Here is a 26134-nt window from a genome sequence, read left to right on the forward strand (position 1 = left end):
GCTCCCTGACCGATCCCCGAACCGTCTCCCGTGACGATCCCGTTCCGCCCCATCCCCCGATGCGTGTGTCCCATGAGGAGGACCTCAGTGTTTGGTGCGACCCGACCACAACCCGTCCCCGGAGCCGAACAGGTCTCCGACGACAACAAGCAGTTGGCCGACCTCGGTTACGAACCGGTGCTGGCCCGGCGGATGGGCGGTTTCGGCAACTTCGCGGTGAGCTTCAGTGTCATCTCGGTGCTGGGCGGCTGCATGGCGCTGTACGGGCCCGGCCTGATCGCGGGCGGTCCCGCGGTCATGCTGTGGGGCTGGGCGGCGGTGGGCTTCTTCGTGCTCTTCGTCGGGATGGCGCTCGCCGAGGTGACGAGCGCGTACCCCACCTCGGGCGCGATGTTCTACATGGCCGACCAACTCGGCGGCCGGCGCTGGGGGTTCTACACCGGGTGGCTGAACCTGCTGGGCCTGATCGGCGGCATCGCCGTGATCGACTACGGCGCCGCCCTGTTCACCGGCGCCGTCCTGGACCTCCAGTGGGGCATCGCGGTGACAGCGGAGGAGACCATGGTCATCTTCCTCGTCATCCTGCTGTTCCACGCCATCCTGAACCTGGCCGGGGTCCGGCTGGTCAGTGTGCTGAACTCGATCAGTGTGTGGTGGCACCTCGCCGGTGTGGCGGTCATCCTCGGCGTGCTGTGGATCGCCCCGGACAGCCACCAGCCCGCGTCGTTCGTGCTCGGTGAGTTCAGCAACGGCACCGGCTGGGCGAACCCGCTGTACGTCACCGGCATCGGCCTCGCGATCGCCCAGGGCACGCTGGTGGGCTACGACGCCTCGGCCCACATGTCGGAGGAGACGAGCCGCGCGGCGGTGTCCGCGCCGCGCGGCATCGTGCGCTCGATCTGGGTCTCGTGGGCGGTGGGCTTCGTCCTGCTGGCCTCCATGGCTTCCGCGATCCAGGACTACGCGGCCACCGCCGCCTCCCCCGTACCCCCGGCGCAGATCTTCGTCGACGCGGTGGGCACGGACGGGGCGACCCTGTTGCTCGGTGTGGTCATCGTGGTGCTGCTGTGCGGCGGCAACGCCGAGGTCGCGGCGGGCAGCCGCATGGTGTTCGCGTTCTCCCGCGACGGGGCGCTGCCCGGCTCGGGCCTGTGGCGGCGGCTGAGCCGCAACCAGACCCCGCACCTGGCCGTGTGGCTGGTGGTCGCCGCCGCGTGCCTGATCACCCTGCCGAGCCTGTACTCCCCCACCGCGTTCACCGCCGTCTCCGCGATCAACATCATCGGGATGACGCCCGCGTACGCCATCCCGATCTTCCTGCGCCTGCGCCACGGCAAGAAGTTCCGCAAGGGCCCCTGGCACCTGGGGCGTTGGAGCAGGCTCGTGGGGTGGGTCGCGGTGATCTGGGTCGCCTTCGTGACCGTGCTGTTCTGCCTGCCGCAGCGCAACCCCGTCACCGTCGAGACGTTCAACTACGCGCCGGTCGCCCTCGTCGTCGTCCTGCTGCTCGCCGAGCTGCGGTGGCCGTTCGCGCGCCGCGCCTACAACCCGCCCACCCCCACCCCGGCCGCCCAGGACCGGGTCCACGTCGAGGAGTACATCTGATGACCGCCGACCAGGCCCGGCCCGCGCGGGCCGTCGGGCTCCTCACCCTCGACCAGTTGCGGACCGAGGTCGACGAAGGGCGCGTCAGGACCGTGGAGTTGGCGCTCGCCGACATCCAGGGCCGGCAGCAGGGCAAGCGCTACCACGCCCGGTACTTCCTGGACCGGGTGGCCGGGAACGGCGCGGACGTCTGCGCCTACGTCCTGGCCACGGACGTCGACATGCTGCCCCCGTCCGACTTCGAACTGGTCTCCTGGGACACCGGCATCGGCGACTTCCAGCTCCGGCCCGACCTCACGACGATCCGGACCGCGCCCTGGGACCCGACGACGGTGGTCGTCCAGGCCGACGCCTTCCTCGACGACCGTCCCGTGGAGGTGTCGCCGCGCCGGATCCTGCGCCGCCAGCTCGACGTGCTCGCCGAGCGGGGCCTCCAGGTGAAGGTGGGCGTCGAGGCGGAGTTCGCCCTCTACCGCGGCACCCACCAGCGGCTGGAGGACACCCTTCACCGCTCGCTGCGCCCGGTGTCGGGGAAGAACCGCGACTTCGCCCTGGAGCTCGACCCGCGGACCCGCCGCTACCTGCGGCTCCTGCAGGATCACCTGGAGTACGCGGGGCGGCCCATCGAGGCGGCCAAGTCCGAGGCCGCGCCGGGGCAGGTGGAGATCACCTTCCCGTACGGTGACGCGGTGGAGGCCTGCGACGGGCACGTGCTCCTCAAGCGGATCGCCCGCCACACCGGCGACCGCACGGGACTGGCCCCCACGTTCATGCCCACCCCGCAGCCCGGCACGGCGAGCGGACTGCACCTGCACGTCTCCCTGTGGCGCGACGGCGAGCCGGTGTTCGTCGCCGCCGAGGGGGGCCTGTCGTCCGTGGGCCGCCAGGCGGTCGCCGGGCTGCTCGCGGTCCTGCCCGACCTCACCCCGCTGTGGGCGCCCAACGCGAACTCGTACCGCCGCTACCAGCCGGACACCGGCGCGCCCACCAGCTTCACCTGGGGGTACGACAACCGGACCTGCGCGGTACGGGTGGTGGGGCGGTCCACGCCGCACCTGGAGGTACGGCTGCCGGGCGCGGACGCGAATCCCTACCTGGCGCTGACGGCCGCCCTGGCCGCGATCGAGCACGGCATCGAGAACGCCCTCACCCCGCCGGAACCGGTCCCGGGCAACGCGTACGCGGACCACACCGCACCCCCGGTCCACACCACCCTGGGCGCCGCGCTCGACGCCTTCCGCTCGGCCCCCCTCCCCGACAAGATCCTCGCCCCCGGCGTGGCAAAGCACTACGCCCAGGTAGCCCAACTCGAACTGGACGCGCTGCCGGACGAGTTGGGCGAGGAGATCACGGAAACGGAGATCACCCGCTGGTTCGCCCGAGCCTGACCCACCCCCGAACGATGCCTCGGCCACCTCGCCGTTCGGGGCGGGTGGCCGAGGCGTTGTGCGTGGTCAGGGCTGGGGGCGGTCGTCCTGCGGGGGGTCCTGGGTGCCCATCTGGTCGTTCATGCGCTTCTGGGCACTGTCGGTCTGGCCGCTGTACTTGTTGTCCGTCTTGGAGTCGAACGCGTCGCCTGCCTTGTCCACGCCCTGACGGCTCGCGTCGTCGTGGCCCTTCATGAGGTTCTTCAGCTTGTCCATCATCGACATTGCTTGCTCCTCACTCGGAACGTGCTCACACCTCACCATCCCCGTTGGTCGGCGATCCCGCATCCGGAAGGAGGGAGGAGGGAGGGAGGAGGGGGGAAGGGGGTGGGAGCGCGTCAGCGGGAGTACGCGCGGTTGTGGCGGGTGCACGGGTCCGTCACGACCCCCGTGCCGCCCTCCTCGGGCAGCCCCGCGACGGCCTGGAGGGCCGCGCTGACCAGAGTGGCGAGCAGGTCGATGTCCGCGCCGGTGTCGAGCCGGACCGTGACCCAGCCGGAGCCGGCCCGCAGTCGCAGCGCGGTGGACCGCTTGAGCGCGGGGCGCAGCTTGGCGATCATGGGGTTGGTGAGGTGCACGTCGGCCTCGTTCTCGCCGTGGAAGTGCACGATCTCCTGGGACTCGGTGCGCACGCACAGGTCCGAGCCGCAGTAGGCCCGGCCCCGGCTGAGACCCGGCCAGGTCATCAGGCGTTCGCCGGCATGTCTGGCAGCGTTCATGCGTCCAGCGTGCCGTAAGGCGGGCACGCACAACAGGGGAAATGGCGAACAAAATACGGTCGGTTTTTGTTCGTCGGCTGTTCAGGAGGCCGCGCGTCGATCCGTTCACCGTTCCGTGATCTGCTCGGCAGGGCGACGGCAGGCATTCCAGGACGGGAACAGACGGGAAAGGGCCACCCATGGCTGCGAACTCGGTCGACGAACTGATGGATCTCCTCCACGCGAGCCGGGGCGCCTGGGACACCCCGGACCGCTCCGGTGACCCCGTCGACCTCCACGACCACGCCTTGCAGACGGCCGCGCTGCTGCGCCGGCGGCGTCCGGCCGACAAGGAGCTCCAGATCGCCGGCCTGGTCCACGACCTGGGCCGGCTGCTGCTGCCCGGCGACGACGCGGGGCACGCGGATCTCGCGGCGGACGCGGTGCGCCCGCTGCTGGGCGTGCGGGTCGCCCGGCTCGTACAGCTGCATGTCCCCGCCAAGCGCTACCTGGCCGCGGTCGAGCCGGGGCGGCTGCTGTCGGCGCACAGCGCGGCCACGCTCCGGCTCCAGGGCGGCCCGATGAGCCCCGCGGAGGCGGCCGCCTTCGCGCGGGACCCGCTGGCCGAGGACGCCGTGGCGCTGCGCCAGGCCGACGACGAGGGAAAGGCCGTCGGCCTGGACGCGGGGGTGATGGAGGACTGGCGGCCGGTGCTGGAATCGGTGGCCGCCCGCCGTCTCACGGAGACGCCCTACGACGTCACAGGGTCGCGCTCGCGTGGTCCTTCGGCGTCGGCCGGTCTTCGCGGCGGGCCGCGGACAGCTTGGGAGGCGTGACCGTCCAGTCGGGGTGACCGGGCATGCGCGGGGTGGTCGTGCCGTACAGCCACTCCGTGAGGAACCCGGTCAGGTCCTGGCCCGAGACCTCGGTGGCGACCGCGATGTAGTCCTTCGTGGAGGCGCTGGAGTTGCGGTACCGGTCGAGGAAGGTGCGCTCGATACGGGAGAAGACGTCCTCGCCGACCAGCGACCACAGCGCGTACAGGACCAGCACCCCGCCGGTGTAGCGCTGGTTGTCGAAGAGGTTCGCGGCCGTCGGGGCGGCGACGGGACCGGAGTCCTTGCGCCACTGGTCGCCCCGGGAGTAGACGTCCTTCATCCGGGCCTCCATGGACGTGAGGCCGATGGAGTCCGGCCAGCCGCGCTCGTAGCGGTAGAGCAGGCCGTAGTAGTCCGCGTGGCCCTCGTTGAGCCACAGGTCGGCCCAGGTGGCCGGGGAGACCAGGTTGCCGAACCAGGTGTGGACCAGCTCGTGCATCATGTGCGAGCCGATCGCGCTCTCCTTCTGGAGGAGGTAGTTCGGCTTGTAGATCGTGAGGGTCTGGGTCTCCAGGCCGGTGAAGTCGAAGGCGTCGGGCGCGTCCGTGTTGGCGGGCAGGATGCCGTACGCCTCGAACGGGAAGCGGCCCAGCCGCTGCTCCAGCCAGGTGAGTTGACCGGGCGTCAGGGCGAGGGCCGGCTCCAGGGCCTCGGCCCGCGCGGTCGGTACGACGTCGCGCAGGCGCATCCCGCTGGGTCCCGGGCGCTCGACGATCCGGTAGTCGCCGACGGTGACCTGGATGATCTCCGTGGCGATCGGGTCGCGCGAGTGGTAGACGGCCGTGGTGGTGCCGTCGGCGTTCGTCCGGGTGGAGACGAGGGACCCGCTCGCGACGGCGGTCAGTCCGGCCGGCGCGGTGATACGGAAGGTGAAGTGCGCCTTGTCCGAGGGGTGGTCGTTGCAGGGGAAGACGGTCCGCGCCAGGTCCGGCTGTCCGGCGACGGCGAAGCCGTCCGGGGTGGGGACCCAGCCGTTGTACGGCGGCGCGATCTTGCGCGGGTCGGCGGTGTAGTCGACCCGCACGACCAGCTCCCCGTGCTCGCGCACGCGGGTCGGCGGGGTGACGACGAGCTTCTCGGCCTGCTGCTCGAAGACCGCGCGCCGGCCGCCCACCCGCACCTCGTGCACGACGGGGCCGAGCAGGTCGAGCGAGAAGCGGGAGAGGTCCTGGGTGGCGCGGGCGACGATGGTCACCTGTGCCTCGACCAGCTTGGTGTCGGCGACGTAGGTGAAGTCCAGCAGGTAGGCGGAGACGCGGTAGCCCGTGTTGCCGAGGACGGGGTAGACGGGGTCGCCGAGGCTGTCCCCGCCGGGGGCGCCCCTGCCGTCCGTGCCGGCGCCGGGGCGGCCCGTGAGGGGGGCCGCCTGTGCGGCGGAAGGGGTGAGGGCGAGTGCGGCGGTGCCGAGGAGTGCGGCCGCCGGGGCCGTCACTCGGGTGCGATTGCGCATGAGTCTCTTTCCGGTTCGTTCCGTTGAGATAGGAACGCGCAGGACGGGGCCGGGCGGGGAGCCCCGCCCGGGCCCACGTCATGACGCTCCCCCGTAACCACGGCCCGGTCCGGTGCCGGGGGGTCGATCCCGGCCCGGATCCGGGGCCTGACCAGCATGATCGTGCCGTCGGAGAGACACCGTCAACCGTCCTCGGGCGGTGGAGAACAGCGCACATCTCACACCGTTCCCACGGAACCGGCGAGCGGTCCGCGACCGTCTGTGTCCGACGGGCCGCGCACCGAATTCCCCCTGGCCGAACCGGCGTTCGGCGCCGGGCGGGTCCTCAGATCCGGTGGCCGCGCTCGCGTCCGTACGTGTCCCGCTCGGGCGGCGGCCAGGACGGGGCGCCCGCGGCGAGCGCCTCGTCGATCTCCCTGACCGTGTCGTGGTTGAAGACCTCCGCCACCTGACGTACCAGCAGCAGTGCCTCGGTCACGGCCGGTTCCAGCGGGCGGTCCGTACGGCTGATGCCGGCGGGGAGGTTGCCGAGGTGGCACGCGCTGCGGAGCTTCCAGCCGGCCTTCGCGTCGAGGCCCGCGGTGGCGAAGCCGAGGGCGGAGGCCATCGTGACGGCCGCCTCCGAGGCCCCCGCCGTGAGGAGGGCGAGCCCGGCCTCGTGCTCGACGGCGGTGCCGGGGGCGGTGAGCGTACGGCAGGAGGTCTCGGCCTCCTTGAACAGGTGGCGCGCCTGTTCGAGGAGGAGCACCGCCCAGGCGAGTTGGGCGACATCGGCGTACGGGGGCGGCGTGCCTGGCGTCTCCATCACGGGCTCCCTGGGGTCGGCTGCCCCCGAGCCTAGGGAGCGCGGCCCCCCGGCGGGAGTGATTTCGCTCAGAGCAGCGCGAACGGGGCGGATCGGCACCCCGGGTGCGGCACGGTGGCCGGAAACAGCCGTCCGCGGGTTCCGTACCGCCGGCGCGGATCCGTCCGTCGTACAAATCCGTGGCACTCAGGTGAATCCATTGGTACTCCTGGGGTATTCATTCTGTCGGAATTGAGCTGATGCGGCATCACTGGACACTCTTGTGTCACGGTCCGGCCGGGTGAAATTGGGTGCCTGTGTCAGTTGACCTGACACCTTCTCCGCGGCTATGCCGCAATGAGAAGGGAACCCCCATGCCCGAACTCGCCCGCCGCCGCCTGCTGATGGCCGGTGCCGCCACCGCCGGCGCCGTCGCCTCCGGACAGTTGCTGACCGCCACCGCCGCCCACGCCACCGCCGCCTCGCGCCCGCTCGAGGCGCCGCTCCCGGACGGCCTCTTCACGCTCGGTGTCGCCTCCGGGGACCCGCTGCGCACCTCCGTCGTCCTGTGGACCCGGCTCGCGCCCGACCCGCTGCACGGCGGTGGGATGCCGGACAGATCCGTGCAGGTCCGCTGGCAGGTGGCCCTGGACGAGCGGTTCCGTACCGTCGTCCGGCAGGGCACCGCCGTGGCCTCGCCGTCGCTGGGGCACAGCGTCCACGTGGACGTGCCGGGGCTGAGCGCCGGCCGGGAGTACTGGTACCGCTTCCGGGTCGGCTCGCAGCTCTCGCCCGTGGGGCGCACCCGCACGGCGGAGGCGAACCCGTCGAAGCTGCGCGTCGCGCTGGCCTCGTGCCAGAACTGGCAGAACGGCTACTTCACGCCGTACGCGGACATGCGGCAGCAGGACCCCGACGTCGTGCTCTTCGTCGGCGACTACATCTACGAGAGCGCCCCGGCCGCGTCGTCCGTACGCCGCCACGAGGGCACCGGGGAGCCGGTGGACCTGGTCGGTTACCGCAACCGGTACGCGCAGTACAAGACGGACCCCGACCTGCTGGCGATGCACGCGGCGGCCCCGTGGATCGTGACCTTCGACGACCACGAGGTCGACAACGACTTCGCCGGGGAGGTGCCGCAGGACCCGGGCAAGCAGCCGCACGACGCGTTCGTGGCCCGGCTGACCGCCGCCTACCAGGCGTTCTACGAGCACATGCCGGTCAGGGCGTCGGCCGTGCCGAACGGCCCGCACATCCAGATGTACCGGCGCTTCGACTTCGGCCGGCTGGTCCGGCTCAACGTGCTGGACACCCGGCAGTTCCGCAGCGACCAGGCCGCCACGAAGGAGGCCGCCCTCGACCCGTCGCTGACCATGCTGGGCGCGAACCAGAAGCGGTGGCTGCGGTCCGGTCTCAGCACGTCGGGGGCCCGGTGGAACGTGCTCGCCTCGCAGATCATGATGGCGGAGACCGACATCCTCGCGGGTCCCGGCAAGGAGTGGTACTACGACGCCTGGGACGGCTACCAGGTCGAGCGCAACGACCTGTTGGCCCGCTTCCGGAACGTCTCGAACCCGGTGGTGCTGAGCGGTGACCGCCACCTGACGATGATCAGCGACCTGAAGCGGGACTACGCCGACCCGAAGTCGGCCGTCGTCGGCGCCGAGTTCGTGGGGACGTCCATCAGCTCCAACGGTGACCAGAGCGTGGCGGCGTTCGACGCGCAGTGGGATCCGCTGCGCGCCGACAACCCGCACTGGAAGTTCATCGACTGCCACCGCGGCTACCACCTCTTCGACATCGGTACGCGGGGGATCGACGCGCAGGTACGGACCGTCGGTACGGTCCTGCGGCCGCAGTCGCCGTCGGTGGCGCTGGCCCGGCTGCGGGTCGAGGCGGGGCGCCCGGGGGTGACGAAGGTCTGACACGCGGGTCCCGCCGCGCGCGGAACCGGCGCGCGGCGGGACGGGTGTGCGGGGGCTCCGGCGGCTCCTGTCGCGGCCTTGTGGTTCGTTGTCCTGTCCATGACCATGGAGCGCCACGCCCTGCCCCGCGCCACTCGCGCACCGGCAGACCCGCACACGCATCCGTGGAAGGGACCCGCCATGCCCCAGCACCCCACAGGGACGCCCCGCAGGACCGTACTGTCGTCCGCCGCCGCCGTCGCGGCCGGAGCCGCCGTCGTCACCTCGGCACCGGCGGCGGCCGCCGCCGGGTCCGGTGGGCGGGAGACGGGCGACAGACCCGCCGCGACCGCCCAGCATCCCGACCGGGAGCTGCGGGAGCTGCTCAAGGAGGTCGACCGCGACCGGATCGAGGCGACCGTGCGCCGCCTCGCCGCCTTCGGGACCCGGCACACCCTGTCCACCCAGGACGACCCCGAGCGCGGCATCGGCGCCGCCCGCGACTGGATCCTCGCCGAGCTGAAGCGGTACGCCGCGGCCTCGGGCGGCCGGATGACCGTCGAGCTCCAGTCGTACATACAGCAGCCGGCCTCCCGGATCCCGGTGGCCACCCGCATCACCAACGTCGTCGCGACCCTGCGCGGCGCGGTCGACCCGGGCCGGGTCCACGTCGTCTCCGGGCACTACGACTCCCGCGCCACCGACGTCATGGACGCCACCGGTGACGCGCCGGGCGCCGACGACGACGCCTCCGGGGTCGCGGTCGTCATGGAGCTGGCGCGCGTGATGGCGCGGCGCCGGCCCGCCACGACGCTCGTCTTCGCGGCCGTCGCGGGCGAGGAGCAGGGCCTGTACGGGTCGGCGTACCTGGCGGAAAGCTTCAAGGCGGCGGGGACGAACGTCCAGGCCATGTTCACCAACGACATCGTCGGCAGCTCGCGGGCGGACGACGGCACCCGTGAGCCGTACACCGTGCGGCTCTTCGCGGAGGGCGTGCCGACGTCCGAGACGCCGCAGCAGGCGGACACCCGCCGCTCGGTCGGCGGCGAGAACGACTCGCCCAGCCGCCAGCTCGCCCGGTTCGTCCGCGACGTCGCGGACAACGACGCGACGGGGATGAACGTCCGGGTGGTCTACCGCCGCGACCGCTACCTGCGGGGCGGCGACCACATCCCGTTCCTGGAGCGCGGGTACGCGGCGGGGCGCTTCACCGAGCCGGCGGAGGACTTCGCGCACCAGCACCAGGACGTGCGGGTCGTCGACGGCAAGCAGTACGGCGACCTGCCCGAGTTCTGCGACTTCGGCTACATCGCCCGCGTCGCCCGGGTCAACGGCGCGGTCCTGTGGTCCCTGGCCCAGGCCCCCGCCGCGCCGCGCGGGGTGAAGATCGTCACGAGCGCGCTCACCAACGACACCCAGCTGGTCTGGGACGCGGGCACCGAGCCCGACCTCGCGGGGTACGAGGTGGTGTGGCGCGAGACGACCGCGCCGGAGTGGACCGCGGTGATCGAGGCGGGCACGGCCACGAGCCACACCGTGGACCTGTCCAAGGACAACGTCTTCTTCGGGGTCCGCGCGGTGAACCGGGCCGGGCGGCGCGGGCCGGTGGCCTTCCCCGTACCGCAGCGCTGAGATCCGGTCACGGACTCTGCCCGGCGGAGCACGGAAGGGTGACGTGCGTGCGGGGCCGGGTAGAGTTCGTGACCGCTGGTCAGCGCGCCGGTGGTGCCGCCGGACCGACCCGGGTCCGGGGTCCGGCCCGTGGCGCGGGCCGGCGCGGTGCCCAGGCAGGGAGGAGTCGCTGATGCTGTTCCGTCAGCTGGAGTATTTCGTGGCGGTCGCCCGGGAGAAGCACTTCGCGCGGGCCGCGGAATCCTGCTACGTCTCGCAGCCCGCCCTCTCCGCGGCGATCGCCAAGCTGGAACGGGAACTGAACGTCACCCTCATCAACCGGGGGCACAACTACGAGGGCCTCACCCCGGAGGGCGAGCGGCTCGTCGTCTGGGCCAAGCGGATCCTCGCCGAGCAGGACGCGTTCAAGGCCGAGGTGGCGGCCGTCCAGTCCGGCATCACCGGGACGCTGCGGCTGGGCACGGAACCGACCGCGTCGACGACCCTGGCGCTCCCCGTGGCGGCGTTCTGCGGGGCGCACCCGCTGGCCAAGGTGCAGGTGCAGTCCCGGCAGTCGGCCAAGGAGCTGCACCGCCAGCTCCGCGAGTTCGAGCTCGACGCGGCGATCGCGCACTTCGCGCCGGACGACCGGGAGAGCCTCCAGGTGGTGCCGCTGTACCAGGAGCGGTACGTCCTGCTCGCGTCCGGCGACCAGTTGATGCCCCAGAGCGACACCATGGCGTGGGCGGACGCGGCGCAGCTGCCGCTGGCCCTGCTGACGCCCGACATGCGCATCCGCCAGCTGATCGACCGGGTGTTCGCGGAGAACGGGGTCGTGGTGACCCCGCAGGTGGAGACGGACTCGGTCGCGTCCCTGTACGCGCACGTGGGCGTCGGCGAGTGGGCGAGCATCGTGCCGCACACCTGGCTCCGCGCGATGCCGGTGATCGGCAGGCCGCGCGCCGTCCGGCTGGTGGAGCCGGACGCGCGGGCGCAGATCTCGGTGGCGATCCACGCGGCGACGCCGGGCTCGATCGCGGCGCGGGCGTTCGTGAACGCGGCCACGGAACTGTCGCTGGACGACTTCTTCGACCAGTCGATGCCGGGCGACCACCGGATGCGGTAGGCCTTTCCGGCCGACGCGGACCGTACGGCCCCGAAGCGGACCGTACCGCCCCGGGTCGGCCTGTACGGCCGCTCAGTGCCCGTACAGGCGCTCCACCGCCGGCCGGTCCAGGCCGCCCTTGGCCGTGTGCGGCAGCGAGCCGACGACGTCCAGCCGGTCGGGCACCTCGGCGGCGGGCAGCCGGTTGCGGCAGTACTGGAGGATCTCGGGCCCGGTGGACTCCCCGTCGCTGACGACCACCACGGCGCCCATCCGCGGCCCGTCCCCCTCGTCGGGCAGGGCGAAGACGGCCGCCTCGGTGACGCCGGGGCACCCCGCGAGGATGTCCTCGACGTGCTCGGGGGAGATCGTCGTACCCCCGCGGACGATGAGGTTCTTGATGTGCCCGGTCAGGAACAGGTACCCGTCCTCGTCCAGGGAGCCCAGGTCCCCGGTGCGGAACCAGCCGTCGGTGAAGGAGCGCGCCGTCTCGGCCGGGTCGCCCAGGTAGCCGCGGGCGACGGTCGGGCCGTGCACCCACACCTCGCCCGTGGTGCCGACGGGGCAGGGACGCCCGTCCGGGTCGAGGACCCGCAGGTCCACCCCGGTCGACCGGCCGACGGAGCCGTGCTTGAGGAAGCCCTGCTGCGGCAGCGGTTCGCTGGTCGCCTGGTGCGTGGACTCGGTCATGCCGTACGCGGACAGCAGCGGCGCGCCGAGCGTGCGCTCCAGCGCCCGCTGGGTGGCGGTGTTGAGCGGCGCGCTGCAACTGCGGACGAACTTGAGCGGCGCGAGCCGCGGCCCCGGGTACTCGGTCGCCGACCGCTCCAGGAGGATCTCGTGGACGGTGGGCGCCGCGGTGAACCACGAGGCGGACACGGCCCGTACGTCGTCCCAGAAGGTCGGCGCGGAGAAGCCGCCGCGCTCGGGCAGCAGGACGCACCCGCCGCTGGCCAGCGTGGCCAGGAGGCCCGCGAACAGGCCGTGTCCGTGGAAGAACGGCATGACCGCGACGGTCGCGTCCTCGGGACCCAGCTCGTAGGTGGCGCAGATGTCCCGCACGGACGCGGCCACGTTGGTGTGCGTCAGCGGGACCATCTTGGCCTGGTCGGTCGTGCCGGCGGTGAACAGGACGACGCTGTCGTGGTCCGTGAGCTCCCGGGCCGCGCCCCGTACCCGGCGTACCACTCCCGCGCCTGTGTCGAGGCCCGCGGTCGCCGTCCCGGCACGGGAGACGTCGACGCGCAGGGTCCAGGCCGGGACACCGACCGGGGCGAGCGGTACGGCGTCGGCGGCGGCCGGCCCCACGAGGACGGCCCGCGCGCCCAGCGCGTCGAGCCGCGCGGACAGGTGGGGCCGGGGCAGGGCCGGGTCGACGGGGGCCGCCACCAGTCCGGCCCGCGCGGCGCCGAGCAGCGCGACGACGAACTCGGCGGTGTTGGCGCAGACGACGGCGACGGCGTCCCCCGGGCGCAGCCCGGTGGCGGCCAGGCGTCCGGCCACGTCGTCGGCGAGGCTCGCGAGGACGCCGTACGACAGCGGCACGCGGTCCGCGGTGACGACCAGCGCCCGGGCCCGCGGACGGTCCCGTACCTGCCGGTCGAGGAGATCGATGAGTCCTGTGATCGTTGGGGGCCGATACCGGTTCTCGTCGCGCACGGATGCTGCGGTCGGAACCGCCATGACCACCTCCTCCTCGCACCAGGCCTGTTTGAAGACGTCAGGAGCGAGCCTGCGCGGGCGCGGGGTGCCCGTCCAATACGCGATGGCGAACAGCCGATAGCGCGTGTCTATCAAACCAGGCGGAGGGTGAAGTGCGCCCCCTGGCACGGCAGTCGATAAATGTTGTTTATCGGCTGGTCGCCGATAGGTCTTGGACGGGACGCCGCCCGCTGCCGATGGTGTGAAAGAGAAGCCGAACAGGCATGCCTGCCCAAGGAGGACCCCGGACCATGACCGCCCCTTCCGCACCGGAGACAGCGGCGACCGCCGACGCTCGGGACGAGCTCACCGACGGGTACCACCTGGTCGTCGACGCGCTCAAGCTGAACGACATCGACACGATCTACGGGGTCGTCGGCATCCCGATCACCGACCTGGCCCGGCTCGCGCAGGCGCGCGGCATCCGCTACATCGGCTTCCGTCACGAAAGCAACGCCGGACACGCGGCGGCCGCGGCCGGCTACCTCACGAAGAAGCCCGGTGTGGCCCTCACGGTGTCCGCGCCGGGCTTCCTCAACGGGCTCGTCGCGCTGGCGAACGCCACGACCAACTGTTTCCCGATGGTGCAGATATCGGGTTCCAGCGAGCGCCACCTCGTCGACCTCAAGCAGGGCGACTACGAGGAGATGGACCAGCTGGCCGCCGCGCAACCGTTCGTCAAGGCCGCGTACCGCGTGAGCCGCGTGGAGGACATCGGCCGCGGCATCGCCCGCGCCCTGCGCACCGCGATCTCCGGGCGCCCCGGCGGTGTTTATCTCGACATTCCCGCCGCGGTGCTCGGGTCCATCATGGACAAGGAGACGGGTGACAAGACGCTGAGCCGTCTCGTCGACCCCGCGCCGCGCCAGCTGCCCGCGCCCGAGGCCGTGGACCGCGCGATCGAGCTGCTCGCGGGCGCCCAGCGCCCCCTGATCCTCCTCGGCAAGGGCGCGGCGTACGCGCAGGCCGACGACCAGGTACGCGACTTCGTCGAGTCGACGGGCATCCCGTACGTACCGATGTCGATGGCCAAGGGCCTGCTGCCCGACAACCACGTCCAGTCGGCCGCGACCGCCCGTTCGCTGGCGCTCAAGAAGGCCGACGTCGTGGTGCTCGTCGGAGCGCGCCTGAACTGGCTGCTGAACCACGGTGAGGCGCCGTCCTGGAACCCGGACGCGAAGTTCATCCAGATCGACATCGAGGCCAAGGAGCTGGACAGCAACCAGCCCATCGCCGCCCCGCTGGTCGGTGACATCGGTTCCGTCCTGGAGGCGATCGCCGAGCGCACCAAGCCCGGCCAGATCGCGGCCCCCGCCGCCTGGCGCGAGGAGCTGGCGGCCCGTTCGGCGACGAACGTGGCGAAGATGGCGGAGCGCCTCAAGGCCGACCCGTCGCCGATGCAGTTCATGGGCGCCCTCAAGGCCGTACGGGACGTCCTGCACGCCAACCCGGAGGCGTACCTCGTCAACGAGGGTGCCAACGCGCTGGACATCGCGCGCAACGTCATCGACATGCACGTGCCGCGCCACCGCCTCGACAGCGGTACCTGGGGCGTCATGGGCATCGGCATGGGGTACGCGATCGCCGCGGCCGTCGAGAGCGGCAAGCCGGTCATCGCGGTGGAGGGCGACAGCGCCTTCGGCTTCAGCGGGATGGAGCTGGAGACCATCTGCCGCTACAACCTCCCGGTCATCACCGTCATCATGAACAACGGTGGTGTCTACCGCGGTGACGACGTCAACCCGCTGGAGACCGACCCGTCGCCGACGACGCTGATGCTCGCGGCGCGCCACGACAAGATGATCGAGGCGTTCGGCGGCAAGGGCTACCGCGCGACCACGCCCGCCGAGGTCACCGCCGCGCTCAACGAGGCGCTCGCCTCGGGCGGCCCGGCGCTCATCGACTGCGAGATCGACCCCTCGGCCGGTACCGAGAGCGGCCACATCGCGCACCTCAACCCCAAGGGCATCACCGTCGGCAACATCACGCCGGCGAAGAAGTAAGCCACCGCACCGCACTGCCCACCGCACGAGTTCATGACACAGAAGGAAGCGAAACATGAGTGAAAAGCCGCTCGCCGGAATCAAGGTGATCGACTTCACCGGAGTCCAGGCCGGGCCCGCGTGTACACAGATGCTCGCCTGGTTCGGAGCTGACGTCATCAAGGTCGAGCGCCCCCAGGGCGGCGACGTGACCCGCGGTCAGCTGCGCGACATCCCCGAACTCGACGCGCTCTACTTCACCATGCTGAACAGCAACAAGCGTTCGCTGGCGATCAACACCAAGACCCCCGAGGGCAAGGAGGTCATGGAGAAGCTCATCCGCGAGTCGGACATCCTCGTCGAGAACTTCGCCCCGGGCGCCCTGGACCGCATGGGTCTCGGCTGGGACTACATCCACGAGCTGAACCCGCGCCTGATCTTCGGTTCGGTCAAGGGCTTCAACGACGACTCGTCGTGGTCCGACCTGAAGGTGTACGAGAACGTCGCGCAGGCCGCCGGTGGCGCCGCCTCCACGACCGGTTTCTGGGACGGCCCGCCGACCATCAGCGGTTCGGCGCTCGGTGACAGCAACACCGGCATGCACCTGCTGATCGGTCTGCTCACCGCGATCATCCAGCGCGACAAGACCGGCGTGGGCCAGAAGGTATCGGTGTCCATGCAGGACGCCGTACTGAACCTGACCCGCGTCAAGCTCCGTGACCAGCAGCGCCTGGAGAAGGTCGGCTACCTGGAGGAGTACCCCCAGTACCCCGCGACGGAGTTCGGCGACACGGTGCCGCGTGGCGGCAACGCGGGCGGCGGCGGCCAGCCGGGCTGGATCCTGAAGTGCAAGGGCTGGGAGACCGACCCCAACGCGTACATCTACTTCACGGTCCAGGAGCAGAACTGGAAGCGGACCGCCGAGGCCATCGGCCGGCCCGAGTGGGTCGACGACCCGGAGTACACCACGGCCAAGGCGCGTCAGCCGCACATCTTCGAGATCTTCGCCGAGATCGAGAAGTGGCTGGCCGACAAGACCAAGTACGAGGCCGTCGACATCCTGCGCAAGTGGGAGGTGCCCACCGCTCCCGTGCTCAGCATGAAGGAGCTGGCGGAGGACCCCGACATGCGCAAGAGCGGCACCATCGTCGAGGTGGACCAGAAGCTGCGCGGCAAGTACCTGACGGTCGGCAGCCCGGTGAAGTTCTCCGGCTTCAAGCCCGACATCGAGGGCGCGCCGCTGCTCGGTGAGCACACGGACGAGGTCCTCGCGGGCCTCGGGTACGACGAGGACGCCATCGCGAAGCTGCGCGAGGGCAACGTCGTCGCCTGACGTCGGCCGACGCACACCACAAGGCGGTACCGGACGTGTCCGGTACCGCCTTCGTGCTGCCGGGCGCGGGCCGGTCAGCTGATCGTGACGCGGAAGATCCTGTCCGAGCCCGGTCCCTGGCCGCCGTTGGCGTCGGCGTTGGTGGTGGTGAGCCACAACTGGTCGGCGCCCGGGGCCTTCGTGACGGTGCGCAGCCGTCCGTACGTGCCGATGTAGTACGCCGTGGCCGTGCCGACGTTCTCCGTGTCACCCGTGATGGGGACGCGCCACAGGCGCTCGCCGCGCAGCGACGCCATGTAGAGGACGTTGCGGACGACGGCGATGCCGCTCGGCGAGGCCTCGGCGGTGCTCCAGGTCTTCTTCGGGTTGGTCATGCCCGCGACGTTGCAGGTGCCCTCGCAGGTCGGCCAGCCGTAGTTGTTGCCGGACTTGATCAGGTTGAGTTCGTCGGTGGTGACCTCGCCGAACTCCGAGGCCCACAGACGGCCGTTGCGGTCGAAGGCCATGCCCTGCGGGTTGCGGTGGCCGTAGCTGAGGACGTGGGTGCCGAACGGGTTGCCGGGGGCCGGCGCGCCGGTGGTGGTCAGGCGCAGGATCTTCCCGTTGAGGGAGTTCCGGTCCTGGGCGAGGGCGGGCTGCTGGGCGTCGCCGGTGGACGCGTAGAGGAAGCCGTCGGGGCCGAACAACAGCCGTCCGCCGTTGTGGTAGCGGTTCTTCCTGATGCCCTGGAGCAGGACGGTGTAGCCGCTGAGGGTGGTGCCGTTGTACGTCATGCGGGCGACGCGGTTGCCCTCGGCGGCGGTGTGCATGAAGTAGACGTACCGGTTGGTGGCCCAGTTCGGGTCGACGGCGACGCCCATGAGCCCGCCTTCCCCGCCGGTGCCCACTGTCTGGGGGACGGTGCCGACCTCGGTCCTGGTGCCGGCGGGGGTCACCTTGAAGACCTTGAAGGTGTCCCGTTCGGTGACGAGCGCGGAGGTGCCGTCCGGCATCCAGTACGTGCCCCAGGGGACGGACCAGCCGCCGGAGAGCGTGGTGGGGGTGCCGGGGACGCCTCCGTCGGCGGCCTGGCAGGCGGCGGTGGAGAAGGACACGGGTCCGCTCGCGGGCGAGGAGTCGCCGGCCGCGTCCCTGGCCACGACGGACAGGGTGAAGCGCGTGGCACAGGCGAGTCCGGTCACGGTGGCCGAGGTGGTGGGCGGGGTGCCGGTCAGGGTCTTGAGTACGGTGTCGCCGCCGCGGATCTCGTACGCCACCACGTCCTGGTCGTCCGTGGCGGCGGTCCAGGCGAGGCGCGCGCTCGTGGCGGTGGTCGCGGTGACGCGGATCCCGCCGGGGTCCGCCGTGCCGGCGGCGCCCGCCGGGGCGGGCAGGCCCACTAACACGAGGGTCATGAGGGCTGTGGCCACGGAGGCGGGTGACCACCGGGAGGTCCGCTTCCCGGGGCTGGTTCGTTTCATGAGCCGTACCTGCTTTCCTGATGTGGGGGTTTCAGGAGGGAACGGTGGGGCCGAGAACCGTTCTTACCGAACGCGTGTCCACAGGGGTGAATCGCGTTCAGTCGCATGCGCGATCGAGCATGGCCGCTGGGCGGACGACGGTCAATGGTCCGCGCCACGGATCGTCAGGCGAGCATCGCCGCCATCCCCGCGACCATCACGGCGCCGCCCAGCTCCTCCCGGACCACCCGCCGCCATGGTCGCGGCGGGGTGGGCGGCGCGGACTTCATGAGCCGGGTGAGGGGCACGCAGGCGCGGGCCAGGAGCCAGCAGGCGACGAGGAAGAGGAAGAACCGCGGGTCGTACGCTCCCGGCATGCCGGTCATGTGCGCCCCGGCCGCCGGGTGGCCGGGACTCCCGGCGGGGCGGGCGGCGAGCGCGGTGAGCAGGGCCGTCGTGGCGAGGTCCACGACGGCCGGGGCCCGGCGGTGGGCCGGGCCCGTGCGCGCGGCCCAGAGGCACGACCCGGCGACGGCGACCGCTCCCGCCGTCAGGGCCGTACCCCCTGCTCCGCACGCCATCAGCGCCATGACCACCAGGACGACGGCGGACGGGCCCCAGCAGCGGGCGGGGCCCGTGAGCCGCTCCGCCATGCACAGGACGGCCCCCGACAGGCCCACGAGAAGGGTCAGTTCATGCATCGCGCGGCCTGGTCGCGGTGTCTAGTACGGGTAGTGCGCGGGGGTGCTCGCGACCGTGCGCCAGCGCCGTTCGGTGAACTCCTCCAGATTCGCGTCGCCGCCGGCCCGGCCGCCCAGGCCGGACTGGCCGACCCCGCCGAACGGGGCGAGCGGCTCGTCCTGCGGCGTCGCGTCGTTGACGTGGACCATGGCGCTGGTCAGGCGGCGGGCCACCTCGGTGGCCCGGTGCACGTCGGCGCCGACGACCGAGGAGACCAGTCCGTACGGGGTGTGGTTGGCCAGGGCGACGGCCTCCTCCACCCCGTCGACGACCGCGACCGGCGCGATGGGGGCGAAGATCTCCTCGGTCCACAGCGCGGCGGCCGGGTCGACGTCCACGACGACGGTGGGACGGAAGAACCGGCCGTCGTTCGTGCCCCCGGTCAGGATCCGCGCCCCGCCCGCCACGGCCTCGTCCAACAGGTGCCTGGCCCGGGCGAGCTGGGCGTCGTTGATGATCGGGCCCAGGCCCGTCCCGTCCCGCAGCGGATCGCCGACGGTGATCGCCGCCGCGCGGTCGGTCAGGTCGCGGAGGTACGCGTCGGCGACCGCGCGGTCGACGATGTGGCGTCCCGCGCTGATGCAGGTCTGCCCCTGGTAGTGGAAGCTCGACCAGGCCCCGATCATGGCGGCCTGCCCGGTGTCCGCGTCGTCCAGGACGACCAGCGCGTTGTTGCCGCCCAGCTCCAGGGAGGTCTTCTTGAGCAGGGATCCGGCGGTACGGGCGATGTCGCGGCCGACCGCGGTCGAGCCGGTGAAGTGGACCATCGCCACGTCCGGGTGCTCGACCAGCCGGAGGCCGGCCTCCTCGCCGCCGGGCAGGACCTGGAAGATGCCGGGCGGCGCTCCCGCCCGCGCGAAGAGTTCGGCGATCGCGAGGCCGCCGGACAGCGGGGTCTCCGGGGAGGGCTTGAGCAGGACGGTGTTGCCGAGCGCGAGCGCGGGGGCGATCACCCGCATGCCCAGGACCAGCGGGAAGTTCCACGGCGTGATCGCCGCGACCAGGCCGACCGGCACCCGCTCGGACACCGAGAAGCGCCCCTCGTGGCCGGTCTGCAGGACCTCGCCGACCGGCCGGGAGGCCAGCGCGGCCGCCTCGGTGAGCTCACCGACGGCGGACGCGATCTCGTAGTCGGCCTTGCCCGCGATGCTGCCGGTCTCCCGCATGATCAACTCGCGGAAGCCGTCCGCCTGTTCGAGGGCGGCCGCGACGTCGCGCAGGACCGCGGCCCGCTCCGTGTAGGGGCGTGCGGCCCAGTCGCGCTGGGCGGCGAGGGAGGAGGCCACGGCCACGTCGACGTCCGAGGCGTCGGCGCTGCCCGCGACGCCGAACACCTCGTCCGAGGACTTGTCGCGCACGGGGAGGGTGTCCCCGGCGGCCGGCGGCCGGAACCGGCCGTCCACGTAGATGGCCCCCGACCAGGGGGGATTCTGCTCTGCCATGGTCAGCTCCTTGAGTATGGGTCCCTGTCCGGAAGAAGGCCCGGGAGAGGGATGCGGGGCGTGCGGGGGCGTCCGTCCCCCGCACGAATGCCCGCGGGTCGAGTGGTACGGGTCGTGTCGGGGCGTGGCGGCGGTATCAGGCGGCCCGGTGTCACGCCCCCGGTGTCAGGCCGCCCGGTGCCGGGTCCTCGCCAGCGCCACCGCGCCCGCGACCGGAGGCACCTCCAGCAGGCGCAGGGTCAGGTCGGGGTGCGCGGCGCCGAGCCGGGCCCGCAGCCGGCCGGCGAGCAGCGGCTGTCCGAGCACCACACCGCCCGCCGCGACGACGGTCCCGCCGACGGCGCCGCGGGCCCGCAGCCGGGTGACGAGGGCGCACAGCTGCGCCGCGGCCTCGTCCACCACGCCGAGGGCGAGCGGGGAGCCCGCCGTCGCGGCCCGGAAGACGGCGGGCGCGGCCGGCCCCCAATGGTCCGTGTCGGGGCGGTCGTTGACCGCGCGGGCGAGCCCCGGGGCGTCGGGGACGCGGAAGTGGGCGAGCAGCGCGGACAGCAGCCCGTCGTCGCGGCGGTCCGTGTCGTACGCGGCCAGGGCGGCCCTGGTCGCGTCCCGTACGAGCGCGGGCGCGCTGCCCTCGTCGCCGAGCACCCAGCCCCAGCCGCCCGCGAAGAGCACGGTGCCGCCGGCGTCCTCGCCCACGGCGATGGACCCGGTCCCCGCGATCACCCCGATGCCGTGCTCCAAACCGGCGGCGGGGACCAGCAGCGCGGCGTCGTTGACCACCGTCGTCGGCACGCCGAGGCGCTCGAAGGCGGCGGCGAGGCGGGCGCAGTGCTCCTGCGTGTCGCAGCCCTGGGCGCCCACGCCGAGGGCCGCGATCCCGTCCCCGGCGGGCAGGACGGGGGCCACCCGGCCGAGCAGCCAGCGCGCGGCCCGGTCGACCGGGGTGGCCTCCCAGCCGGTGGCCGGGACCTCCGTGTCGACCCGTACCGTGCCGTCCGGTGTCTCCACGCGGAGCGCGAGCTTGGTGCCGCCGATGTCGGCCCCGACGAGGACGTTCATACGGCGGGCCGCCCCTCGGGCACCTTGATGTCGGCGTTGTGGAACACGAACTCCTCGATGGCCACCCCCCGGACCTCGGCCACCGCCTCGACCAGGATCTGGACGACCAGGATCTCGACGACCGCGCGCTGGGCGGCGGGCAGCCGGGGCACCCGTACCACGTGCAACAGGGGCCGCCCGGCGGGCGGTTCGGCGGTGACGAGCACCACCGGGTGTCCCGCGTCCGCCAGGGTGGCGGCGGTGGCGTGCTCGCGTTCGTCGCCGAACAGGACGTGGACCCCTCCCCCGGCGGACTCCATGGCCCCGTGGAGGTACTGGCGGGTGCTCATGCCGGTCGACGGGATCCGGGCGACCTCGCGGAAGAGCAGGGCCCCGGCCTCCGCGGAGCCCACGGCGGGCCCGGTCCCCACGAAGTCGGCGGAGGTGGCGGTCGCGAAGAGCGGCGCCAACGCCCGTACCCCCTCGGTCAGTTCCTTCTCCGTCGCGGCGAAGAGGGCGCCGAGCCGGGCCCAGCCCTCGTCGGGCGCGCCGCCGTCCCAGACGTCGGCGAGCAGGCCGAGCGCGGCGACGGTCGCGGTGTAGCCGATCGTGGACGCGTAGCTGTCGGGGACGCTCCCGATGTCGACCAGGCCGGTGGCGAGGTCCGCGATCGGGGACGGGGTCATGTTGACCACGGCGTGCCGCAGGGACGGGTCGACGGACTCCAGGACGGCCAGGGTCTCGGCGCTGCGGCCGCTCTGGGAGACGCCGAACACGGGGTGCGCGCTGACCGGGAACGGGAGCGGGTGGTCGCCCGCGCCGAGCCGCCAGGAGTGCACGCCCCGGGCGCGCAGCGACCACACCGGGGCGCACGCCGCCGCCAGGCTGGCGCCGATGCCGACGAACACCGGCCCGGGACCCGCGAGTTGGCCTCTCGCGGCGAGCGAGGTGACCGATCCGGTCAGCCGGGCGATCGCGGCCTCCAGCTCGTCGGCCTGGGTCGCGCGGGCCGTCGCGTAGGCGAGGTAGCCGTCGGTCATGACTGTTCCGTTCTGTCGGGTGCGTCGAGGGTCGGTGCGGCCGGGTCCCAGCCCGGTGGGACCGGGGGCACCTCCGGTGCGCCGCTCGCCACCACGACCGGCGCTCCGAGGGCGGCGGACTCCTCGACCGCGAGCATGATGTCGAGCACGTGGTAGGCCAACGCGCCGCTGGCGCGCGGCCGTTCGCCCGCCCGCAGGGCCCGGGCCAGTTCGAGGACGCCGACGCCCCGGTCGGCGGGGGCGCCGTCGGCGGGCACGGTGGTCCAGGTCGCGCCGGACGGGGGGCCGGTCAGCAGCCGGGTCGGTCCGTCGAAGCCGCTGACCGGGACCTCCATGACGCCGTCGCTGCCGGTGATCTCGAACAGCTGGCGCCGCAGCGGGGAGTCGAAGCTGTAGACGGAGGTGCCGACCGTTCCGGAGGCGAACGTGGTCACGACGCTGAGGTGGGTCGGCACCTCGACCGGGAAGGCCGTGCCGGCGTCCGGTCCCGAGCCGACGACCCGTTCGGCGCGCGGGATCTGCCCGACGGCGCTCACGGAGACGACGGGGCCGAGGAGTTGGACCAGGGCGGTGAGGTAGTAGGGGCCGATGTCGAAGAGCGGTCCGGCCCCCCGGGCGAAGAGGAACTGGGGTCGCGGGTGCCAGTGGTCGGGCCCGGGTCCCTGCATGAGGGTGAGTACGGTCCTGGGCTCGCCGATCGCGCCGTCGGCCAGGAGCCGCTGCGCGGTCTGTATCCCGGGGCCGAGGACGGTGTCCGGCGCGTTGCCGACCACCACGCCCGCCGCGTCGGCGGCGTCGAGGACGGCGCGGGCGGAGGCCCGGTCGAGGGCGAGCGGCTTCTCGCCCCAGACGTGCTTCCCGGCGGCGACGGCGGCCAGCGCGACCTCGGCGTGGGCGGCGGGGACGGTCAGGTTGACGACGAGGTCGACGTCGTCGCGTCGCAGCACCTCGGCGGTGGTGCCCCAGGCCGGTATCCCGTGGGCCTGGGCGCGGGCCCGGGCGCGGGCGGGCACGAGGTCGGCCACGGCGGTGACGACGACGTCCGGGTAGCCGGTCAGGGTGGTCAGGTACTGGTCGGAGATGTCCCCGGCGCCGATGACCGCGACGCGGACCGGGGCGCTCACGCGTGTGCTCCGGCCAGGAAGTGCGCGGCGTTGCGCGCGACGAGCGGCCATACGTCGCTGTGGTGGGCGACCACCTCGACCACGGGCAGCTCCACCGTGCCGGCGGTCAGGGCGAGCACCTCGTCCATCCGGCCGGCGGTGTCGACGCCGAGGACGGGGCGGTCGTTGCCGGGCTCGCGCTCGTGCACGACGTGCAGGAACCGGACCCGGTCGCCGAGGCGCGGGAGCAGGTCGAACACGTCGGCGCCGCCGACCCCGGCCCAGTAGACGTCGACCTCCAGGACGACGGCCGGGTCGAGGAGGCCGGTGAGCAGTTCGTACGCCGGAATGCCGTCGACGCTCGTCGCGAACTCGAAGTCGTGGTTGTGGTAGCCGATCCGGATGCCCCGGGGGGCGGCGAGGGCGGCGGCGTCATTGAGCGTCGCGGCGAGCTGTTCGACACCGGCCCGGTCGGCGATGCTGTCCGGGTCGACGTAGGGGGTGACGACGGTGCCGATGCCCAGGGCCTGCGCCGCGTCGAGGACCTGCGTCACGTCGTGCCGTACCACCGACGCGTGGGCGGTGGTGGCGGTCAGTCCGGCGTCCCGCAGGGCCGTACCGAGGCGGTCGGGGTCCGTGAGGATGTCGTACGGCTCCGCGTGGGTGAAGCCGAGGCCCGCCAGGCGCGCGAGGGTGGGGCCGAGGTCGGCGGGTGCGAGGTCGTCGCGCACGCTGTAGAGCTGGATCCCCAGCGGCTGTCCGGTCGTCATGCGCCGGCCTTTCCGTGGTCGTGGTGGTGTTCGTGGTCGTCGGGCGCATGGCCGTCGTGGCCGTGGTCGTCGTGTCCGTCGTGCCCCGCGCCCGCCGCGTGTCCGCCCGGGTGGCAGTGCGCGGCGGTGGACGCGGGGATGTCCAGGGTCGGGTTGCGGTCGAAGAAGCCGTACGGCTTGAGCACGAAGCCGGTGGAGTCGACCGGCATGACCGGCCAGTCCTCCGGCCGGGGGAAGTGGGTGAGCCCGAAGGTGTGCCACAGCACGATGTCGGTGTTGTCGACGTCCCGGTCGGCGGCGGTCCACTCGGGCAGTCCCGCGCCGCCCCGGTGCAGGTTGACCAGGTCGCCCGCCGGGTAGTTCTCGTCCGGCGCGTACGGCGTCACCCACAGGTGCCGGGTGGCGAAGGTGGCCCGCCGGTGGATGTCGGACTCCTCGTCGGCCAGCAGCAGCGGCCTGCCCTCGGGGTGGAGCATGTAACCCACGGGGTTTCCCAGCCGGTTGGTGACCGACGGGTTGGTGACCAGCCAGGACCGGTTACGGCTGTTGTCGGCGACCCGCTGGGCCTCCGATTCGGTACGGAGCCGGCTGACGGTCTGGGTGAAGCCGGTGCCGGTGGGGTTGCGCGGCCCCCGGGGCACGAGCACCGACTCCACCTCGTCGACCGCGTTGTCGGTACCGTCCACGGCCATGTCCAGCCGGGCGCTGAACAGGTGCTGGTGGTACGGGGCACCGAGGCCGGGCGCGAGTTCGGAGGCGAACGGGTAACCGGGGCCCGGGTACGCGGAGGTGAAGACGACGCCGGTCGCCTTGACCTCCAGCTCGATGGCCCCGTCGAGCGAGAAGTACCAGTAGAAGCCGTAGTCGTAGTTGCCGACGGTGACGAAGAAGGAGACCACCAGGCGCCGGTTGCGGCGGGAGTCCGAGGAGCCGTTCCAGTTGTCGAAGTGCTTCCAGAGGATCCCGGTGTCCTCCTCGTGGACGCAGATGGCCTGCGGGACGACCCGCACCCCGCCCGCGCTGTCGGCGAGGACGGCGTCCAGGTAGGTGATGTCGCCGACGCAGTCGCAGCCCAGTTCCAGGGAGTTGGCGAAGCCGCCGAGCAGGTACTCGCCGCAGTCGAAGAAGTTCTGGAACCACCGCTGCGGGCTCGGGTCGCCGTACGGGACCATCATCTCGGCGACCGAGGCACGGTGGAGCACCGGGCGCCGCCGCCCCGCGTCGTCGATGGAGACGTCGTGCAGGACCAGGCCCTCCCGCTGGTCGAAGCCGACCTGGAGCGACCAGCCGAGCCAGTCGATGACACCGTTCTCGTCGACGGTGAAGCTGGGGCCCTCGGGCTGGGTGATCTCGATCGGCCTCAGCCCGGCCCGCGGCGGCCGGTCCACCCACCGGGGATCGTGGAAGTTCCCGTCCTCCTCGGGCACCGGCAGGTCCAGGTGGTCGGCGACGTCGAGGACCTCGCGGGTGACGACGTCCACGACGACGGTGACCCCGTCCACCGGGTGCGCCCAGCCGAGGTCGTCCGGTGTCTTCTGGACGAAGGTGAAGCAGCGCTGGAGCCGCCGGCCCTCCTCGCCCTCCCCCGGCACCCCGGCCGACAGCGGGTTGACCCGGAGCTGGGTGAGGTCCGTCAGGCCCCGCCTGCGCATCGCGGCCAGCCAGCGTTCGTCGGCGTGGACGATCTCCTCGACCATCCCGAACTCGGCGAGGACCACGGGGACATGGCCGTCGGTGGCGACGTCCAGCACCCGGGTGGAGACGAGGCGGTCCTCGCCCGGGCAGGCGACGATGTCGTGCGAGAGGCCGGTGCGCAGGTCGACCAGCATGACGCGGAAGCGCCTGGGGGCGATCGCGCCGGCGAGCAGTTCGCGCTTGTCCTGTTCGGCCAGGCCGAAGTAGGAGACGTGGGTGTCGGGGCCCAGCAGGCCGTCGCGTCGCAGGAGGGCCTGGCACGCCGTGATCTCGTCCGGGCGGGGCGAGGCGAGGGCCCGCGCCCGCGCGAGGGCGCTGTCGGTGCCGCCGTCGGGGGCGGGGGGTCGTGTCTCTGTGGTCACGGGGGCTCCGCTTCTGCGAAGGGGGT

Annotated in this window: 21 protein-coding genes; 8 read left to right on the forward strand and 13 right to left on the reverse strand. The window is 72.5% G+C overall.

Annotation, left to right across the window (positions count from 1 at the left end):
• Nucleotides 1–72 precede the first annotated feature (72 nt).
• Together HA039_RS03245 and HA039_RS03250 are read left to right on the forward strand one after the other, a co-directional pair.
• Nucleotides 73–1605, forward strand: coding sequence for an amino acid permease (locus HA039_RS03245; RefSeq protein ID WP_167023458.1), 1533 nt, complete (start codon nucleotides 73–75; stop codon nucleotides 1603–1605).
• Complete coding sequence (locus HA039_RS03250; protein WP_167023461.1) at nucleotides 1605–2993, forward strand: glutamine synthetase family protein; 1389 nt, start codon at nucleotides 1605–1607, stop codon at nucleotides 2991–2993. Before HA039_RS03245 ends, HA039_RS03250 begins: the two co-directional genes overlap by 1 nt.
• A gap of 66 nt (nucleotides 2994–3059) precedes the next feature.
• On the opposite strand, the gene HA039_RS03255 is transcribed toward HA039_RS03250, so the two are convergent.
• On the reverse strand, nucleotides 3060–3257 hold the full coding sequence (locus HA039_RS03255) for an antitoxin (protein WP_167023464.1): 198 nt from the start codon (nucleotides 3255–3257) through the stop codon (nucleotides 3060–3062).
• A 113-nt stretch (nucleotides 3258–3370) separates the two neighbouring features.
• Nucleotides 3371–3751: a luciferase domain-containing protein gene (locus tag HA039_RS03260; RefSeq protein WP_243869090.1), complete on the reverse strand. Its 381-nt coding sequence runs from the start codon at nucleotides 3749–3751 to the stop codon at nucleotides 3371–3373.
• Between the two features lie 179 nt (nucleotides 3752–3930).
• On the opposite strand from HA039_RS03260, the gene HA039_RS03265 reads away from it, so the two are divergent.
• A complete protein-coding gene (locus tag HA039_RS03265; protein WP_167023467.1) occupies nucleotides 3931–4566 on the forward strand; it encodes an inositol oxygenase family protein in 636 nt (211 codons plus the stop codon).
• Here HA039_RS03265 and HA039_RS03270 read toward each other — a convergent pair.
• Nucleotides 4490–6058 carry a M1 family metallopeptidase gene (locus HA039_RS03270; protein ID WP_167023470.1) on the reverse strand — a complete coding sequence of 523 codons (1569 nt, stop codon included), beginning with the start codon at nucleotides 6056–6058 and terminating at the stop codon, nucleotides 4490–4492. The two genes, HA039_RS03265 and HA039_RS03270, sit on opposite strands and share 77 nt — an antisense overlap.
• A gap of 325 nt (nucleotides 6059–6383) precedes the next feature.
• Nucleotides 6384–6863 carry a hypothetical protein gene (locus tag HA039_RS03275; protein WP_167023473.1) on the reverse strand — a complete coding sequence of 160 codons (480 nt, stop codon included), beginning with the start codon at nucleotides 6861–6863 and terminating at the stop codon, nucleotides 6384–6386.
• Between the two features lie 353 nt (nucleotides 6864–7216).
• On the opposite strand from HA039_RS03275, the gene HA039_RS03280 reads away from it, so the two are divergent.
• The 3 genes from HA039_RS03280 (at nucleotide 7217) to HA039_RS03290 (ending at nucleotide 11483) form a co-directional block, all read left to right on the forward strand.
• Complete coding sequence (locus tag HA039_RS03280; protein WP_167023476.1) at nucleotides 7217–8767, forward strand: alkaline phosphatase D family protein; 1551 nt, start codon at nucleotides 7217–7219, stop codon at nucleotides 8765–8767.
• A 180-nt stretch (nucleotides 8768–8947) separates the two neighbouring features.
• The gene (locus HA039_RS03285) at nucleotides 8948–10378 is read left to right on the forward strand and encodes a M20/M25/M40 family metallo-hydrolase (protein ID WP_167023479.1); all 1431 of its coding nucleotides are present in this window, start codon (nucleotides 8948–8950) and stop codon (nucleotides 10376–10378) included.
• Nucleotides 10379–10550: 172 nt separating this feature from the next.
• Entirely contained in the window at nucleotides 10551–11483 is a 933-nt protein-coding gene (locus HA039_RS03290; protein WP_167023483.1) for a LysR family transcriptional regulator, read from the forward strand.
• A 72-nt stretch (nucleotides 11484–11555) separates the two neighbouring features.
• Here HA039_RS03290 and HA039_RS03295 read toward each other — a convergent pair whose 3' ends face one another.
• On the reverse strand, nucleotides 11556–13145 hold the full coding sequence (locus tag HA039_RS03295; protein WP_167023486.1) for a FadD7 family fatty acid--CoA ligase: 1590 nt from the start codon (nucleotides 13143–13145) through the stop codon (nucleotides 11556–11558).
• Between the two features lie 269 nt (nucleotides 13146–13414).
• Between HA039_RS03295 and oxc the strand changes: the two genes are divergently transcribed.
• Together oxc and frc are read left to right on the forward strand one after the other, a co-directional pair.
• Nucleotides 13415–15166 carry an oxalyl-CoA decarboxylase gene (gene oxc / locus HA039_RS03300; RefSeq protein ID WP_167023489.1) on the forward strand — a complete coding sequence of 584 codons (1752 nt, stop codon included), beginning with the start codon at nucleotides 13415–13417 and terminating at the stop codon, nucleotides 15164–15166.
• A gap of 55 nt (nucleotides 15167–15221) precedes the next feature.
• Nucleotides 15222–16478 carry a formyl-CoA transferase gene (frc, locus tag HA039_RS03305; protein ID WP_167023492.1) on the forward strand — a complete coding sequence of 419 codons (1257 nt, stop codon included), beginning with the start codon at nucleotides 15222–15224 and terminating at the stop codon, nucleotides 16476–16478.
• 74 nt (nucleotides 16479–16552) lie between these two features.
• On the opposite strand, the gene HA039_RS03310 is transcribed toward frc, so the two are convergent.
• The 8 genes from HA039_RS03310 to HA039_RS03345 form a co-directional block, all read right to left on the reverse strand.
• On the reverse strand, nucleotides 16553–17872 hold the full coding sequence (locus HA039_RS03310) for a PQQ-dependent sugar dehydrogenase (RefSeq protein ID WP_167023495.1): 1320 nt from the start codon (nucleotides 17870–17872) through the stop codon (nucleotides 16553–16555).
• Between the two features lie 230 nt (nucleotides 17873–18102).
• The gene (locus HA039_RS03315; protein WP_167023498.1) at nucleotides 18103–18618 is read right to left on the reverse strand and encodes a hypothetical protein; all 516 of its coding nucleotides are present in this window, start codon (nucleotides 18616–18618) and stop codon (nucleotides 18103–18105) included.
• Nucleotides 18619–18639: 21 nt separating this feature from the next.
• On the reverse strand, nucleotides 18640–20100 hold the full coding sequence (locus HA039_RS03320) for an aldehyde dehydrogenase family protein (RefSeq protein WP_167023501.1): 1461 nt from the start codon (nucleotides 20098–20100) through the stop codon (nucleotides 18640–18642).
• A gap of 165 nt (nucleotides 20101–20265) precedes the next feature.
• Nucleotides 20266–21159 (reverse strand): N-acetylglucosamine kinase, encoded by an 894-nt coding sequence (locus HA039_RS03325; RefSeq protein ID WP_167023504.1) that lies wholly within the window; start codon nucleotides 21157–21159, stop codon nucleotides 20266–20268.
• Nucleotides 21156–22178: an SIS domain-containing protein gene (locus tag HA039_RS03330; protein WP_167023507.1), complete on the reverse strand. Its 1023-nt coding sequence runs from the start codon at nucleotides 22176–22178 to the stop codon at nucleotides 21156–21158. Before HA039_RS03330 ends, HA039_RS03325 begins: the two co-directional genes overlap by 4 nt.
• A complete protein-coding gene (locus tag HA039_RS03335; protein ID WP_243869092.1) occupies nucleotides 22175–23302 on the reverse strand; it encodes a Gfo/Idh/MocA family protein in 1128 nt (375 codons plus the stop codon). The genes HA039_RS03330 and HA039_RS03335 overlap by 4 nt, the downstream gene beginning before the upstream one ends.
• Nucleotides 23299–24051 carry a sugar phosphate isomerase/epimerase family protein gene (locus HA039_RS03340; RefSeq protein ID WP_167023513.1) on the reverse strand — a complete coding sequence of 251 codons (753 nt, stop codon included), beginning with the start codon at nucleotides 24049–24051 and terminating at the stop codon, nucleotides 23299–23301. Before HA039_RS03340 ends, HA039_RS03335 begins: the two co-directional genes overlap by 4 nt.
• Entirely contained in the window at nucleotides 24048–26108 is a 2061-nt protein-coding gene (locus tag HA039_RS03345) for a primary-amine oxidase (protein ID WP_243869094.1), read from the reverse strand. Before HA039_RS03345 ends, HA039_RS03340 begins: the two co-directional genes overlap by 4 nt.
• Between the last annotated feature and the right edge of the window lie 26 nt (nucleotides 26109–26134).

Origin of the sequence: Streptomyces liangshanensis, assembly GCF_011694815.1 — a bacterium.
Taxonomy (GTDB): Bacteria; Actinomycetota; Actinomycetes; order Streptomycetales; family Streptomycetaceae; genus Streptomyces; species Streptomyces liangshanensis.